Origin of the sequence: Cylindrospermopsis sp. CR12 (genome assembly GCF_001432185.1) — a bacterium.
In the GTDB taxonomy this organism is placed as follows: domain Bacteria; phylum Cyanobacteriota; class Cyanobacteriia; order Cyanobacteriales; family Nostocaceae; genus Raphidiopsis; species Raphidiopsis raciborskii.
The window spans coordinates 12312-28229 of record NZ_LMVE01000015.1 but is presented as its reverse complement, the minus strand read 5'-3'; the positions used below and the strand labels follow the sequence as shown (position 1 = coordinate 28229).

Sequence of the window (15918 nt, the reverse complement as noted above, 5' to 3'; positions counted from 1 at the left end):
CAATTTATAAAGAAGTTCTACCTTTAGTACTAAGTTATACAACTAGGGTTTCTATTGGAGCAATTGAACCTCTGTGGCTAAATGAACAAGGGGAACTATTACCTGATAAATTATTACATGCTTTTCTGGAGTTTTGGCGACAACACGGAGAACCATTGCTCAAAAGTGCGCCCTACCATGAGATTGCCCCCCATTTAGTTTTGATGGCATTTTTACACCGGGTGGTAAATGGTGGTGGTACGTTAGAACGGGAATATGCCATTGGTTCTGGGAGAATGGATATTTGTTTACGATATGGCAAGGTAGTGATGGGTATGGAACTCAAGGTGTGGCGTGAAAGAAAGTCAGATCCGTTAATCAAGGGTTTGACCCAACTGGATAAATACCTGGATGGGTTAGGATTAGATACAGGTTGGTTAGTGATTTTCGATCGCCGTCCTGGTTTACCACCCATGGGGGAGAGGATTAGTACGGAGGAGGTTCTTAGTCCCACTGGGCGCACTATTACCCTAATTCGCAGTTAGAAAAGTGCCAAACCCTCAGTAATCCCGAACTGGGGAGATTGGACACTTCCAAATCAATAGCAATGTTTATTTATCTAATTTAGTTATTAACTAATCCATGTTTGCTGCTTCCCATCAATTATTATGGTCTATGATTGGCTTGCTGTTGACCATTGGCGGCACCTTTTTAGAAGCATACGGTACCAGCTTACCCTGGAGCTGGAGTCAACAGGGAATTAAAACCTTCCCTCTAGGTACTAGCTATCAAATTGCTGCTGTACTGTTTGTTGGTTGTTTAGGGGGTAAAAGTGCTGGTGCCCTTTCCCAAATTGCTTATTTAGTGATGGGCTTGACCTTATTACCGGTATTTACTCAAGGAGGAGGTATAGCATATCTTAAGCTTTCCCAATTTGGTTACTTACTGGGGTTTATTCCAGGAGCATGGATTTGTGGACATTTTGCCTTTAAAGCCAGACCCCGATTAGAAAGCTTAGGTTTTAGTTGTCTGTGCGGATTGTTAACTATTCACATTTGCGGTATTTGTTATTTGGTAACCAGTTATCTTTTCTCCTGGGGGGACAATCAAAATTTGTCCTTAATGGAGGGTATTCTTAAATATTCCTGGTTTTCCCTCCCTGGACAATTGGCCGTGCTTTGTGCTGTTACTGTCATAGCTTACCTCCTACGACACATTATGTTTTATTAATGTCTCATTAGTAATTTTTGCGTCTCACATAATTAATGCTAGAATTGTCATGGGTTTAAAAAATCGCCTGTTTTGGATTGCTGCTGTAATAGCTTTTGCTCTGGACCAACTGACAAAGTTGTCCGTGGTTAAAAGCTTTGATTTACACCAAACCTTGCCCTTACTACCAGGAGTCTTTCATCTGACATACGTAACTAACACAGGTGCAGCTTTTAGTCTTTTTAGTGGTAAGGTTGAGTGGTTACGTTGGTTATCCCTAGTCGTAAGTTTACTTTTAGTGGCGATCGCTCTTTGGGGTCCATTATTAAGTATATGGGAACAATTGGGTTATGGTTTAATTTTAGGGGGAGCTATAGGTAATGGTATTGATAGATTCATATTGGGCTATGTGGTAGATTTTCTGGACTTTCGTCTATTCAACTTCCCGGTCTTCAATTTAGCAGACTCATTTATTAGTATAGGTATTGTTTGTCTACTAATTGGTTCCCAGAAAAAAGCCTAAGCAGAAAACTCCTAATTAATTTTGATATAAATTAACTTTACCCAATCCTAGACCATGAGTTCCCAACAACCACCCCGAAAACCCCAAACCTTTCTTGGTCAAATCACTCAAGCTGTAAATACCATTCAAGCTAGAGTAGACTTTTCTAAACTAGCTTTAAAACCCAATGCCAAAGTACCGGAACTGTGGGTGCAAAACGGGGAAGAAAGCCAAACCTATCCCCTATTGGGAGAACGTTACATTTTAGGTCGCAGTTCCAGATCCTGTGATATCATCGTTCCTAACCCAGTAGTTAGCCAGGTTCACCTTTCCCTCACTAGGGACTCAAGCCAAAACAACCCGGTCTTCACTATCAAAGACGAAAATTCCACTAACGGTATTTACTTAGGAAAACGCCGAGTCAAATCTCTCAAACTTAGACATGGTGATATTGTTACCCTGGGTCCACCAGAACTAGCTGCTTCAGTAAGTCTTGAGTATCTTGATCCACCCCCTGCTCATATTAAATTTCTTACTTGGGGAATGTATGGTATCAGTGGTATTACTGCCTTATTTGCCCTGGCCATCGTTTGGGAATGGACAAAATTTGACGTTAACCCCCTACCCACCGCAACCAGTGGACCAGTAGTAATTTATGCCCGGGATGCCTACACCCCATTGCGAGAACCCCGCAATATCTCTCACGTAGATCTTAAAGAAATAGCAGATTTCGGTCCTTACATACCCGGTGCAGTAGTCGCTTCGGAGGACAGTCGCTATTATTGGCACTTTGGAGTTGACCCCCTAGGAATTTTGCGGGCAGTATTCATTAACACCCAGAGTGGAGATGTGCAACAAGGGGCTAGTACGGTTACCCAACAGCTTGCACGGAGTTTATTTCGTGATTATGTAGGTAGACAGGATTCTTTAGGAAGAAAAATTCGTGAAGCTATTGTCTCCTTAAAATTAGAAACCTTTTATAGCAAGGATGAGATCCTGCTTACCTATTTAAACCGAGTATTTTTAGGAGCTGACACTTCTGGTTTTGAAGATGCGGCTAAATATTACTTTGAAAAATCTGCCAAAGAATTAACCCTGTCAGAAGCAGCAACTTTAGTGGGAATATTACCTGCACCCAATGGGTTTGACTTTTGTGGAGATGGACCTAGGAAATTAGCAGCAGCAGATTATCGGAATCGGGTCATTCGACGCATGTTAGATATGGGTACGATTAATTCCACTCAAGCAAATCGAGCCAGAAGATCTCCTGTACAAGTCAGTCCTAAAGTTTGTGAAAGACAAGCTAAAACTATTGCTCCCTATTTTTACAACTACGTTTTTCAAGAGTTAGAATCAATTTTGGGTGCAGGAGCAGCCAGAGAAGGTAACTACATCATTGAAACTAAATTAGACCCAGTAATTCAAGCTAAAGCTGAGTCAGCCTTGCAAAATTCGGTAAATAAGGTTGGCTCCAACTTGCGATTTTCCCAGGGAGCAATTGTGACCCTAGATGCCAAAACCGGGAGCATATTAGCCATGGTCGGGGGGAAAAATTACAAAGAAAGCCAATTTAACCGTGCTATACAAGCTCAAAGACAACCTGGATCTACTTTTAAAGTTTTTGCCTATGCTGCAGCTATAGAAGCAGGAATACCCACCTATAAGAGCTATTCTTGTAATTCTTTTCCCTGGGGAGGATTTACTTATAGACCTTGTCGCAGTGGGGGTGGTAGCTTAGATGTAGCTACCGGTTTTGCACTGTCAGAAAACCCTATTGCTCTAAGACTTGCACGGGAGGTAGGATTAAATAAGGTAGTAGAAATGGCCCAGAGGTTAGGGATAAAATCCTCCTTGGAATCAGTTCCCGGTTTAGTTCTGGGTCAAAGTGTAGTCAATGTTCTGGAAATGACCGGTGCGTTTGCAGCAATTGGCAATCGAGGAGTATGGAATCCTCCCCACGCTATTACCCGAATTCTAGATAGTAGTGATTGTGAAGATCGGAATAATTTAAAAACCTGTCGGGAGATTTATTCCTTTACTCAAAATCCCAAAGCTAATCAAACAGTGTTAAAAAAGAATGTAGCTAACACTATGACTGACATGATGCAAGCTGTGGTAGCTAGGGGCACTGGTCGCGCTGCTTCCATAGGAATGGGTGAGGAAGCAGGTAAAACCGGAACCACAGATAAAAATGTGGACTTGTGGTTTATTGGTTTTATTCCCAGTCGTCAATTGGTCACTGGTATTTGGCTGGGTAATGATAACAACTCTCCTACCCTTGGTAGTAGTGGTCAAGCAGCACAGTTATGGGGAAATTATATGCGACAAATTAAGTAGCTAAGACGGGGCGATTTATAATGCGTGTTTTACTTTCTGGTTATTATGGCAAGGGTAATGGTGGTGATGAAGCTCTCTTGGCTACTCTTTTACAAATGCTACCACCTCACATCACTCCCGTAGTTCTGTCCGGTAGTCCCCAACTAACCACTACACATTATGGGGTAGAAAGTCATGACCGGATGGCATTTATCCCCTTGATTCGAGCTTTACGCTCTTGTCAAGGATTTATATGGGGTGGAGGTAGTTTAATGCAGGATGCAACCAGTAGTATTAATCCCTTGTATTATGGGGGATTAATGGCTTTGGCCCAATTTATGGGTCTAAAAACCATAGCCTGGGGCCAGGGTATAGGTCCCCTATCCCTACCACAAAACCGTTGGTTGGCTCAAAGAAATTTTGCCGGTTGTTTGGGTGTGAGTGTGCGCGATCGCTCAAGTGCTGGGTTATTATCAGGTTGGCACATACCACATATCCTAGCACCTGATCCAGTGTGGGGTTTAGCATCTGAGTCAGTACCAGAATTAGCGGGTCTACCAAAACCACGAATTGCAGTTACCTTGAGAAAACATCCCCAGTTGACACAGGATAGATTAGCAAATCTAATCCGTGGATTGGTTGATTTGCAAAAACACACCCAAGCATTTATCCTAATTCTACCATTTCAAAAAACCGAAGATTTAGAAATTGCCCAACAAATTCACTCTCAATTACCAAATAATAGCCAGGTTTTTTGTTTAGATAAACCACAAATTTTAAAAGGCGCATTTAGAGGTGTGAATATGGTAATAGGAATGCGTCTACATAGTTTAATTATGGCTGCTAGTGAAGGGTGTCGTTGTTTTGCTTTAAGTTATGATCCTAAAATCAACAGGTTGATGGAAGATTTACCCATACCAGGTTGGAATCTTCCAGATTTACCCGATGATCCTAATTTAATTGCCAAAACTTGGTTGGATTTCTATCACAATACCGAGTCTTTGTCAAGAGATAAATTACAGTCTCTGTTGGATGGTTCCCTGTTACACCGCGACTTGTTGTACCGAGTATTTAGTTAGTATGGTAAGGATGTTAGTTTATTTACCTTTAGTTTCTAGATTTTGTACAGCTTGACTAAAACCCAAGACAATTAAAATATTAGCAAGAGTTAAGAATAACTCAGCACTGCCATGAAGCCAGTCTATATTTGCTAGAGCTTCTTGGTAGGCAATCTTGGCGTAAATACCAGCTGGAATGGTAACGCCAACAAATACTAAAGTGCCATAGAATCCATAGAGTGCTAAACGTGGCATTTGTGGACTGCGACTGATAAACCACAAGAAACCCAAATAGGGGAACAAGGAGAGAGCAAATAGAGTTTCTTTTGAGATCATGACGGTCTACTCCTTATTTGAGATGTTAAGAACTCCACTGGCTCGAGTAGAACGCCAAACCCACACTGCTGCTGCCCAAAGAGTAAAATTACCTATTAGCGTGGTAGTAGCCTGGAGGGTAACTAACCATTCTAAGGACTGGGGATTATCGAAATAATGCCATGTACAAGCAGATAGGGCGCTAATTAAGGCGGGTATCATAGCTAGGGCAAATCCCCTCCAACTATGGTTTTGGGTCAGTTCGCCATATTTCCAGATGAGGGAAATGGCAACTACCCATTCAATGACACTAGAAATATGGATAATCCAGGTGGGAATTGAAAGAGCGTTCATGGGATTATAAATATGGCTTGGGAGAGCTTTGACTATTAAAATCAAGACTGCCCTCATTGCGGACTAACTCATATTTTATATCTACTGTTGGAGGAGCGCCAGTAGAAATTGTTAAACTTTATATTCATGATTTTCAGTTGTCCACTTGAAAAAAATCTCTTGACAAGCCAAAAATTGTCTGTTATGATTGCTGTATCATAATTTTTAATAGACCTGGAGAGGTGGCTGAGTGGTCGAAAGCGGCAGATTGCTAATCTGTTGATGGAATCGTAAGGTCCATCCGAGGGTTCGAATCCCTCCTTCTCCATTTAGCTCAACTAAAATTAACTTATTCACTAACTAGTCATGGAAGTTATCCCAGCAATAGATCTATTAGAGGGGCGTTGTGTAAGACTCTATAAGGGTGACTATGCACAATCCCAGGTTTACAGCCATAACCCTGTAGAAACCGCTAAAATGTGGGCAGACCAGGGAGCAACAAGACTACATTTGGTAGATCTAGATGGAGCAAAAGCTGGTAGAGTAGTTAATCTATCTGCTATAGAGGCTATTACCAATGCTGTTTCCATACCTATTGAGGTTGGCGGAGGAATACGCGACAGATCCAGCGTTATACAGTTATTTAGTCTTGGGGTACAGTGGGCAATTCTGGGGACTGTAGCAGTAGAGCAACCAGATTTGGTTCAAGGACTGTGTGAACAATTCCCCCACCAAATTATGGTTGGCATTGATGCGCGGAATGGTCTAGTTGCTATCAGGGGTTGGTTAGAAACTTCTCAAATTTTGGCCCCCCAACTAGCAACCCAAATGCAGGAATTGGGTGCCGCAGCTATTATTTATACTGATATAAACCGTGATGGTACACTTCAGGGACCAAACTTGGAAGCATTAAGAGGGTTGACATCTGCCATTTCCATACCCGTGATTGCATCTGGGGGTGTGGGTTCTGTTACTGACCTATTAACCTTATTATCTTTAGAACATCAGGGGGTTACAGGAGTAATTGTCGGTAAAGCCCTATATACTGGAGATATTAGTTTACCAGAAGCATTGCGGGCTATAGGTCCTGGAAGAATTCAGGATATTCCACCCACTTTGGATTTCTCTAGTTTTGCCTGAACTAAGTAGGGAGACACAATTATTTGTAGGATGAGTTTAATACGAAACCCATGGGGGTGTTGGGTTTCATACTTCAACCCAACCTACGTTGATCTTATATCTAATTCCACCCACTCACTTAAAAGGCACAAATGTGGAAATATTCGACAAAATTTCTATAAAACAACTATTTGAACTATAATTTAGGCAAATTGTTGTATTGAATACAATAATTCCGTGTTCTCCAATATGTGACCTCAATTTGTGAGGATCATAACTAGTTGGAAACCAAGACCAGTACATTCTTACAAACTTTTGTTATCAATGTATACTACTGAATTGCCTAGATACTCCAACAACTCTATTGAACCAGTTAGTCGCGTTTTAATAGTGGAAGACGAAGAACTGATCCGAGAGATGCTTGTAGTAGCCTTAGAGGGTGAAGGTTATGAAGTTATGACTGCTAAAGATGGTCGTTGTGCTGTGGAACTAATCAGAAATTTAGAGACCCAACCCGGTGAGTTATCATTCGATCTGCTTGTGCTAGACTTGATGTTGCCACAAATTAACGGGTTAGATATTTGTCGTTTATTACGTCACCAAGGTAATTCCATACCGATTTTAATTCTGAGTGCGAAAGGTAGTGAAACTGACCGAGTGCTAGGCTTGGAGGTAGGGGCGGATGATTATCTAACTAAGCCCTTTAGCGTAAGAGAAATGGTGGCTAGGTGTCGTGCTTTGTTACGTCGTCAGCGGTTTTCCAATTTGCCCTTAATACCCACTTTAAAACATAAAGATATCAGTTTGAATCCTCAGGAATGTCGGGTGTTAGTGAGGGGGAGGGAGGTGAGCTTGTCACCGAAAGAATTCCGGTTACTAGAATTATTTATGAGTTATGCTCGCAGGGTGTGGTCACGGGAACAGTTATTAGACCAGGTTTGGGGTCCTGATTTTGTCGGTGACAGTAAAACAGTGGATGTTCATATTCGATGGCTGAGGGAAAAATTAGAGTTAGACCCTAGCCATCCAGAATATATTGTCACAGTCAGGGGTTTTGGCTATAGATTTGGTTGATTTCTATATCTGGGCTATTCTGTTTTTGGTTTTCCTATTCCTTTGGGTGGTCGTGGTCTTTTTATTTTAAACCATCCGCTGGATTGGGGTTTTTGGCTCTTCTCACGGGAGTTATCATTTTGGGAGTTGTCATCTTGATTGGACATAAAATTCGGCGTGGATCAGTTATCTTATCCAGTCTAACCTGTAGCACAGGAATGGTCACAGATACCTAGGCGATCGCATTTTCCAAAAGCAGTCCCTACCGGTTATGATTACAGTAATCAGATTACATTAATAATCTAACAATCAAAAAAAGCCGTCCTATAAAGACCATGCTTGCATTCTACCCCTTTAATTCCGGTCAAATAGCACACTTACGATCAAATGTTCTTATTGGGATTTCTTCTGGGTTTGGCAATCGGTTTTGGTTTTTGGCTTTGGCAACAATTTCAACTTAACAGCCATTTAGAGCAGTTAACCCAACCCTCAAACCCCCACGCTGAAAAGATATTATTGCCCCTATTAGCTGGATTACATCGTAAAATATGTACCGTTAGGGATGAACAACAAAACTTACGCTTGTCACTCAAAGCTTATGAACAGTTGCTGAATGCTGCGCCCTTGGGATATTTACAAGTAGATGAAGAAAATCAACTACTATGGTGCAATCAGTGCGCACGGGAAATGCTACATTTACAAAGATGGCAACCGGGTCAAGTACGGTTACTACTGGAATTAGTGAGATCCTATGAATTGGATCAGTTAATTGAACAAACCCGGGATTGGCAAAAACCGCAAATGCAAGAGTGGATTTTTCACCCTTCCCGAGATCATGGTCAGGGTACCTTAGAATTAAAGCCATTGTCTTTAGCAGCTAACAGTTTTCCTCTACCGGGGGGACAGGTGGGTGTGTTTCTAGAAAGTCATCAACAATTTGTAGACATTAATCAGCAACGTGACCGTTCTTTTTCAGACCTGGCCCATGAATTGAGAACACCTCTGACTTCCATTCGTCTGGTTGCAGAAACCCTGCAAACTCGTTTAGATCCTCCTTTGAACCGTTGGGTCATCCGCTTGATGCAAGAAGTTGACAGACTAATTAATTTAGTCCAAAATTGGTTGGATCTGACCCAGATGGAAATAACCTCCTCCATCCAACTGAATTTGGAAATGCTAGAAGTCCGCTCCCTAATTTTTTCAGTCTGGGAGAATTTAGAGCCCCTAGCCGCTAACCAGCATCTTAGCATTTCCTACTCCGGTCCAGAAAAGGTCTATATATGTGCTGATAAGTCCCGAATTTATCAAGTGTTTCTTAATCTGTTAGATAACTGTATTAAATACAGCAACCTCAACGGTACTATTTTTATTGAAATGAATACAGTTTGTGGAGAGAAGTCTATTAATGGAGTTGCTCCAGAGACAGGTACAATATCAAACCAAATTTTAGAAATTAACATTATTGATTCCGGGGTTGGATTTGCTCCCGTGGATCTACCCCATGTCTTTCAAAGATTTTATCGGGGGGACAAAGCTAGACACCGGGAGTCGCGCTCTGAGAATGAAACAGTAGAAATTACTGGTAGTGGTTTAGGTTTATCCATTGTCCGCCAAATAATTATAGCTCATGGTGGCAAAATCAGGGCCATGAACCATCCTGATACCGGTGGTGCTTGGATACAAATTCATCTTCCCCAGGTGGTTCAACATGATAGCGGATATTTCTGAATCAAGACTATAATAGCTAGAAATATATTAAACCCGAGATTAAAAATATGAAAGCTGTTGTGAAATATACAATTTTTGAAAAACCTCAGCCTATACGTGCCATTAAAAGACTGGAACGAGATGTTTTACGTATGGGTGCTTTAGTAGAGCAGTCCTTCCGTCTGAGTCACCAAGCTCTATTTAATCGAGATTTAACAGCAGCTGAGCAAATACGCAGATTAGACAAAAAAATTGATCGCTTCTACAGACAAATAGAAGTCGATTGTGCCACAATTATGAGCAATCAAGCTCCCACAGACCAAGAATCTCGTTGTTTAAGCTCATTCATGCAATTGGTTAGAGACTTGGAACGTATTGGGGACTATGCCAAAGATTTGGCAGAAATAGCAATGAAAATATTTCCCTATCCCCCCCATCCTACTTTGGGAGAGGTTGCCATTATGTCCGATCATGCCCAGTCTATGTTAGCTACCAGCTTGGTAGCTTTAGCGGATTTGGATGAAATTAGTGGTAGAAGGATTAAATTATTAGATGACACAGTAGATGATGCTTACAAAAGACTATATCGTAATTTGGCGCAGCAGAAAGACGTTCCCGGGGTAGTGGAGCCCATTCTACTATTAACATTAGCAATTCAGTGTCTAGAGAGAATGGCAGATCATGCTACCAATATTGGTCAAAGGGTAGCATACATTGTCACAGGTCAAAGGTAAAGTCGGCTGAAAAACGACTGGTTTTGTCTGTAGTGATGTAGGTTGAGTTTAATAGGAAACCCAACAAACTAATGGGATATAAGCACTCCCTAATACCCTCTAGCTGCACGATACGGAAGCTAATCCAATCCTAAACCATCCAGATATTTATCCAATTGGGTCAAACCCTTGGTTAAGGGATCTAACTTTTCCCTGCGCACCTTTAACTCTATACCCATCACCACTTTGCCATAGCGTAAACAAATATCCATCCTCCCAGAACCAATGGCATATTCTCGTTCTAATGTGCCACCACCATTCACTACCCGATGTAAAAATGCCATTAACACCAAATGGGGAGCAATCTCATGGTAGGGCGCACTTTTGAGTAGTGGTTCTCCATGTTGTCGCCAAAACTCCAGAAATGCTTCCAATAATTCATGCGGATTCTTGCCATTCATCCAAAATTGCACGTTCAGCCAAAAACGAACTCATAATGGTTGACCTTATCCAACATAAAAGAGATGCGATCGCATGTCTTTTAGATTTAATTTCAGTGGGATAAAGTAGCGAAGCTACTTTATCAGTTGGTAAAGTCCTAAAACCTTATGTTAATGTCCTACTTCTCTCCACCCAAGTTTCTTTCCAAAGGAATTACACACTCTTAAATCAAGTTCTTTTGTGCCACCCGAGTAAGTGAGTGGAATTAAGTATAGGATGAACGTAGGTTGGGTTGAAGCATGAAACCCAACACCCCCCCCATAGGTTACCTGTACCACCCACAGTGCGACTTAAAATTGCCAACGAATTTGACCATTAATATAATTATCGCTGACATTTTGTTTACCCAGCAGGGTTTCATAACCCAAACTAACAGATAAATTATTCACAAACTTAGTTTGCATTCCCAGTTTTAACCGTAAATAATCGCGGTCGCCAGTATTAATTTTTGTATTCCAAGTTAACCCGCGTTGATTAACAAGTTCAGTGGTAATATTGCGCGACTCATTAGCAAGTTCATGTTCATAATTAATGCCAAAATACTGAAAAAACAAAGTGGATTAACATGACTTATGAAGCTCACTCAAGACCATGACTGGGAACCTACCCTGCTACAAGAAGTCCACAGTCGCAATACCTATTCCTTCTAGCAAAATTTCTCTGTTTTTCACCTCCACTACCCTCAAAATAATGGCTGAAACCCTTACGCCACAAGGCTGCAGCGATCGCTATTCCTTGTAGGGAGGCACAATTATTTGTAGGATGGGTCGAGCAACCAGACCCGGTGTTGGGTTTCATGCTTCAACCCAACCTACGTTCATCTTATATTTAATTCTACTGACCCACTTAAATTAGTGTAAACCACTATCAAGTTTATCTAAAACAAAATGATTTCCACTCTCAAAGTGACCAAAGATTCTTTTGGCATCCTGGTCTGACCAAGCGTCTATTTCATGGGTGGACGGAGGACGGGGATTCCCTTTGAGTGCTTTTAAGTCAAGGGATGATACATTATATTTACCTCCTGATTCTAAATTCTTTGCTAACTGGTCTATTCTCTCGTTAATTAATATTAATCTATCCGCTGATATTCCCCTCAGACTATCCTCAAACTTAGGTCCATAACTTACCTTTTCGCTGGGTGAAGGATGCAATTTCTCCCCATAAATCTCTTGCTTTGTTCTTCCCCACACTAAATCTCCCCAGGGAGATAAAAAAACTTTACCTTCTACCCTCATTAATAGGGTTTCTGGTACTCCAATAACGTCAGCAATTTTCATTTCATTTGCTAGTCTACGAAAAACTAGAAGATGGTCACGTACGCTGTCTTCTACTACCATTTTCACTGGTAATCTTGGTATGCGCAACAGGTCTTTGGCTGTTTCAAAGATATAAATTGTCTCATCTGCATAAAATGTGGCTAGGGTTTGTAAAAATCCCTGCACACTCTTGAATCCCCCAGTTAAGTTAAATATAATCTTATATTGAGATTTTCTATAACCAGGTATGGTTTTTTCAAAAAACTCTACTATATCTGATAAGGCAATTTGAAAGGAATCAATATCTTTTGTTTGCAGATCCGTCTGTCGGTTTTTATCAACTATAAAACCTTTTTCTCTTAACCATTGTTCTACTAAGGTTGCTGTCTGTTCCCCTAACCAGGTGTCAGTACAAAGCAAATAGTGAGTGTCTGCTTTCTTCTCTAATTTACCATTATAAAGTTTAATAATGCCATTTAGCTCCGCTGACATCTTACCTGCTAACTCAAGATCAGCAAATGCTAGTTTTTCTTCTACTCTCTTGGCAAGCGATCGCAGTTTCAGGCTATCTTCTAGAGGTATGTCTTCAATGTGTTTTGCGTTAGCATGTTTACTGACTAAACCTCTTTCTTCTTGAGCTGCTTGATTGGTCAATAAACTTGTGCCACAGGGTGAGAAAACAAATAAAGGATTTTCCATGATCAAGGTTTCTGGTTACAAGGGATAATTTTATAGTTTGAGGGATAGGGGAGGTAAGTAGGGAGGTACAATTTGTAGGATGGGTCGAGTAACCAGACCCATGGGGGTGTTGGGTTTCATGCTTCAACCCAACCTACGTTCATCTTATATTTAATTCGACTCACTCACTTAAACAAGTTTGTTAAGAAAGAGTGTCAGCAATGGTCTTTAATTTGAGTACAATCTTAGCGGACACTTCTTTTAACGTTTTTGCTTTTTCAGCACCTTTTCTCATACCCACATGAGCAATATCATTGCGAATATCACGCAACTGGTTCCATATTGTGGAAAACAAATCAAAATCAGGTAGTTTTTCAAATTCATCATCCCAAGGGGAAATTAATGTTATTTCTTTGCCACAAAGTTTACTTTGTCCATTATTGAGCGCATTCTCCAGCTGTTTTCGCTGGTCTTTATTTAGTGGATCCTGTTCACCCAATCGATATGCTAAAACGGAAACTAGCCATTCTCTTGCTAAAGTCATAGCTTGCACAACTTGATGTCTTTTTATATACCAATCTATTAGTTGAAATTGTAATCTCAGTCCTTGAGCTAAATTTCCACTATTAGTGGGATTTTCTAGGGCAAATTGTCCATATTCCTGGGTTAATTTTTGGGAAATCAGTCCAAAAGGTTTAGCTCTTTTATCAAAACTACTCTCTGCTTTTTTGATAATTTCCTCTAATTTTGTGGTTTCTTCTAAAATTTCTACAGGACGCACAAGAGCTATAGCCAGAGAAATTCGATTAATGATGTCAGCAGTATGTTTAAATTTTCTAGCTAGAGGTCGTACGGTTTGGTCATATCTTGTTTCATTCTCAGAAATTTCATTTTCTAACAGCTCTGCTAAGGGGGAACCATCACCCACTTTGACAAATCTATCTGCGGCGGCAAGCCAGTCTAATAAGCTGAGCATGGGCAATAAATCATAGGTGGGGGTGTCTGCACCTTGGGCATTGGGGTCAAAGGCTCCATATAACACACCTTCAATTTGTACCTGCTTTACTGTACGCAGGTAGCTAATAGCTAATAAGGCAATCACTGGAATGGAACGGAAACTATGGGTCAGGTCAAAAATAACCCTATCGCCCTCGTTTAAACAATTAGTAATTTTATCAAAAATTAACCAACTATCATCCAAAGAATTACTCTCGGGAATATCAAAAACAGGCTCTAATTTAACGGATTTATTAGCTAGTTGTTCTTGTAATCCTTGCCAATTAGATATGGTTCCGTTTCTGGGAATTTTAGTGGCTACGGTGGGTGTTAATAATACATACAATGTATCAGGTTGATAAAATTCAACCAGGGCTTCCTGAAAAAATTTGGTCCTTACTGCTTGACTAGTGGTGGGATGGATATAATTGGTCTCAATGTAATTATTAAAACCAAGAAAGGAAATAATTTTCATGTGTTTTCAAGATTATTTACTAGTGTTGTGAAATGTTGTTTGATTTACATGTTAAGTAGGGAGGCACAATTTGTAGGATGGGTCGAGTAACCAGACCCATGGGGGTGTTGGGTTTCATGCTTCAACCCAACCTACGTTGATCTGGGGATATTAGCCCGCTAATAAACTATACAGGCCAAATGCGGGTAAAGCCTTGGCTCCCTAAAGTACCATTCACTGTTGGGTCAAAACTAGTGATGACACAACTGTTTTCCTTTTCCCTCACCGCATAGCGAGAAGGTCTGTTAGTGGAACCACACCATTGAGGTTTATTTCTATTACTTGTGGCACACACCCCATGGACTATCTGCTCCCAGGTCTCGGTGTCTGTACTCTCCCACACACTGTCAATACAACCTGGCTCTGTATTTGTATTTATCGTTATGCTCAGTTGTGTGCCTAAATCCCTAATATCTTCCTGCAATCTACTAAACAGCTGGGATAACTCCATTTCTTCACTTTCTGTTTGGGTGATAAATTCACTACCACGAAAAACCACACCATTGCGCATGTCATGGGGTGGTCTTCTCCATCCCGGTCCTATCCCCCCTAATCTCTGGGCTAGTTCTAGCAATCTATCTACTAATCCCCTACACTCTTGGTTACATTTAACTCCTATTTGCCAATCCTGATTTACCACCGCGCTCGGTATATTACTGTAGTCACGATTATTTCCCCGGTTCCCTGCGCCTATTTCCCTACCCGCAAACATTCTATAACTCACTAGATTCAGTTGCGCTGGTGACCCAAATCCACCAAATATATAGGTGGTTAATTTCTCTGCATCCGGTCTGGAAAATTCCCTTAATGCTAATCGCAAAAACCAACCCCGCAGGGTGGCTCTTAATACCTGGGGAGACCACCTATACTTCCCTGTTATGTTCATTCCCCGGTTGTGTGCTTGTATCCCCGGTTTTGCCCCCCGCACCCTTAATTGCCAATCACCTTGGCTTATTCTCTCCACTAATCTCCCAAATCCAGAGTTTTTCCCTCTCCCTATTCCTTCCTCCTCTAAAGTCTCTTTTAATCTATTTTTTAACCATCCCCTTTCGTCTTGTCTTATTTCCTGTCGGGTATTCACTACTATGCTTAAAAGAGTTGGTTGCAATGAAGGAGGTTCCTTGGGTGAGGCTTGCCATTGCACGCTTAAAGCCCTTACGTTCTCCCCATATACTTGCCATGATTGCTGGCCATTCAGGGGATAGGGTTCCACATTGTCCAGAGGTACACTCTCAAATCTAATCTCCCTACAGCGCCATCCACTTCTATCCTCTTGCACAAGTCTTTGCCAAAATTGCTGTTCCTCACCCCCCATTTGAGACCACACCTTTCTAATTCTGCTCAGTAATGACCCCCGCAGGCTAGATCCAGGTATACAAGGATATCCCCCTATTTGTGCAGGCAAAATCATTCCCTCGCTTAGACTTCCTCCCCCTACTTGTATGGGAGTTAAAATTTGCACCCTGAGAATGGGGTTAGATTTTTGTGGCGTGTATGAATTATTCACATACCAGGCTTGGCGCACCTCCCTATTTTCCGGTGGTCCTTCTATTATGTCCGTGGTTTGGGGTGTCCAGCCTTTTTCTTCTTCTGTATCTACTCTGTACCATTTGGGTAATTCTGTTGGTAAGGACATAGTTTTATCTCAGTGTTTTTTATAGTTAGT

15 protein-coding genes, 1 tRNA gene and 3 pseudogenes are annotated in these 15918 nt (G+C 41.2%); 11 read left to right on the top strand and 8 right to left on the bottom strand.

What is annotated here, in order from left to right:
- The 5 genes and pseudogenes from ASL19_RS01870 to csaB form a co-directional block, all read left to right on the top strand.
- Positions 1-524 (top strand): annotated as a pseudogene (locus ASL19_RS01870) (ATP-binding protein); the annotation flags it as partial.
- A gap of 97 nt (positions 525-621) precedes the next feature.
- Entirely contained in the window at positions 622-1209 is a 588-nt protein-coding gene (locus tag ASL19_RS01865; protein WP_057177056.1) for a biotin transporter BioY, read from the top strand.
- A gap of 49 nt (positions 1210-1258) precedes the next feature.
- Complete coding sequence (lspA, locus tag ASL19_RS01860; RefSeq protein ID WP_006276347.1) at positions 1259-1711, top strand: signal peptidase II; 453 nt, start codon at positions 1259-1261, stop codon at positions 1709-1711.
- 54 nt (positions 1712-1765) lie between these two features.
- Complete coding sequence (locus ASL19_RS01855) at positions 1766-4027, top strand: transglycosylase domain-containing protein (protein WP_057177055.1); 2262 nt, start codon at positions 1766-1768, stop codon at positions 4025-4027.
- A 20-nt stretch (positions 4028-4047) separates the two neighbouring features.
- On the top strand, positions 4048-5085 hold the full coding sequence (gene csaB / locus ASL19_RS01850) for a polysaccharide pyruvyl transferase CsaB (RefSeq protein ID WP_057177054.1): 1038 nt from the start codon (positions 4048-4050) through the stop codon (positions 5083-5085).
- 18 nt (positions 5086-5103) lie between these two features.
- Here the strand turns inward: csaB and ASL19_RS01845 are convergent, their stop codons facing one another.
- A complete protein-coding gene (locus ASL19_RS01845; protein ID WP_006276350.1) occupies positions 5104-5400 on the bottom strand; it encodes a DUF3593 domain-containing protein in 297 nt (98 codons plus the stop codon).
- Between the two features lie 6 nt (positions 5401-5406).
- Positions 5407-5733 carry a DUF2499 domain-containing protein gene (locus tag ASL19_RS01840; protein WP_057177057.1) on the bottom strand — a complete coding sequence of 109 codons (327 nt, stop codon included), beginning with the start codon at positions 5731-5733 and terminating at the stop codon, positions 5407-5409.
- A 35-nt stretch (positions 5734-5768) separates the two neighbouring features.
- Between ASL19_RS01840 and ASL19_RS17305 the strand changes: the two are divergent.
- From ASL19_RS17305 to phoU, 6 genes and pseudogenes are all read left to right on the top strand, one after another.
- A pseudogene (locus tag ASL19_RS17305) lies at positions 5769-5882 on the top strand (IS200/IS605 family transposase); the annotation flags it as partial.
- A gap of 66 nt (positions 5883-5948) precedes the next feature.
- Positions 5949-6040: transfer RNA gene (locus ASL19_RS01835), tRNA-Ser, on the top strand.
- 38 nt (positions 6041-6078) lie between these two features.
- On the top strand, positions 6079-6852 hold the full coding sequence (hisA, locus tag ASL19_RS01830; RefSeq protein WP_057177053.1) for a 1-(5-phosphoribosyl)-5-[(5-phosphoribosylamino)methylideneamino]imidazole-4-carboxamide isomerase: 774 nt from the start codon (positions 6079-6081) through the stop codon (positions 6850-6852).
- A 303-nt stretch (positions 6853-7155) separates the two neighbouring features.
- On the top strand, positions 7156-7905 hold the full coding sequence (locus ASL19_RS01825) for a winged helix-turn-helix domain-containing protein (RefSeq protein ID WP_057177052.1): 750 nt from the start codon (positions 7156-7158) through the stop codon (positions 7903-7905).
- A gap of 366 nt (positions 7906-8271) precedes the next feature.
- Positions 8272-9612, top strand: a complete 1341-nt coding sequence (locus tag ASL19_RS01820) for an ATP-binding protein (RefSeq protein ID WP_057177051.1) — start codon at positions 8272-8274, stop codon at positions 9610-9612.
- 47 nt (positions 9613-9659) lie between these two features.
- Complete coding sequence (gene phoU, locus ASL19_RS01815) at positions 9660-10325, top strand: phosphate signaling complex protein PhoU (protein WP_057177050.1); 666 nt, start codon at positions 9660-9662, stop codon at positions 10323-10325.
- Between the two features lie 122 nt (positions 10326-10447).
- On the opposite strand, the pseudogene ASL19_RS01810 reads toward phoU, so the two are convergent.
- The 6 genes and pseudogenes from ASL19_RS01810 to ASL19_RS01790 all read right to left on the bottom strand — a co-directional run.
- Positions 10448-10750 (bottom strand): annotated as a pseudogene (locus ASL19_RS01810) (ATP-binding protein); the annotation flags it as partial.
- Between the two features lie 345 nt (positions 10751-11095).
- On the bottom strand, positions 11096-11359 hold the full coding sequence (locus ASL19_RS01805; protein ID WP_057177048.1) for an autotransporter domain-containing protein: 264 nt from the start codon (positions 11357-11359) through the stop codon (positions 11096-11098).
- Between the two features lie 49 nt (positions 11360-11408).
- Complete coding sequence (locus tag ASL19_RS18050) at positions 11409-11603, bottom strand: hypothetical protein (protein WP_072149065.1); 195 nt, start codon at positions 11601-11603, stop codon at positions 11409-11411.
- Between the two features lie 53 nt (positions 11604-11656).
- Positions 11657-12763, bottom strand: a complete 1107-nt coding sequence (locus ASL19_RS01800; protein ID WP_057177047.1) for a putative CRISPR-associated protein — start codon at positions 12761-12763, stop codon at positions 11657-11659.
- Positions 12764-12944: 181 nt separating this feature from the next.
- Complete coding sequence (gene csx2 / locus ASL19_RS01795) at positions 12945-14213, bottom strand: TIGR02221 family CRISPR-associated protein (RefSeq protein WP_057177046.1); 1269 nt, start codon at positions 14211-14213, stop codon at positions 12945-12947.
- 166 nt (positions 14214-14379) lie between these two features.
- Positions 14380-15888: an RAMP superfamily CRISPR-associated protein gene (locus ASL19_RS01790; protein ID WP_057177045.1), complete on the bottom strand. Its 1509-nt coding sequence runs from the start codon at positions 15886-15888 to the stop codon at positions 14380-14382.
- Positions 15889-15918 lie beyond the last annotated feature (30 nt).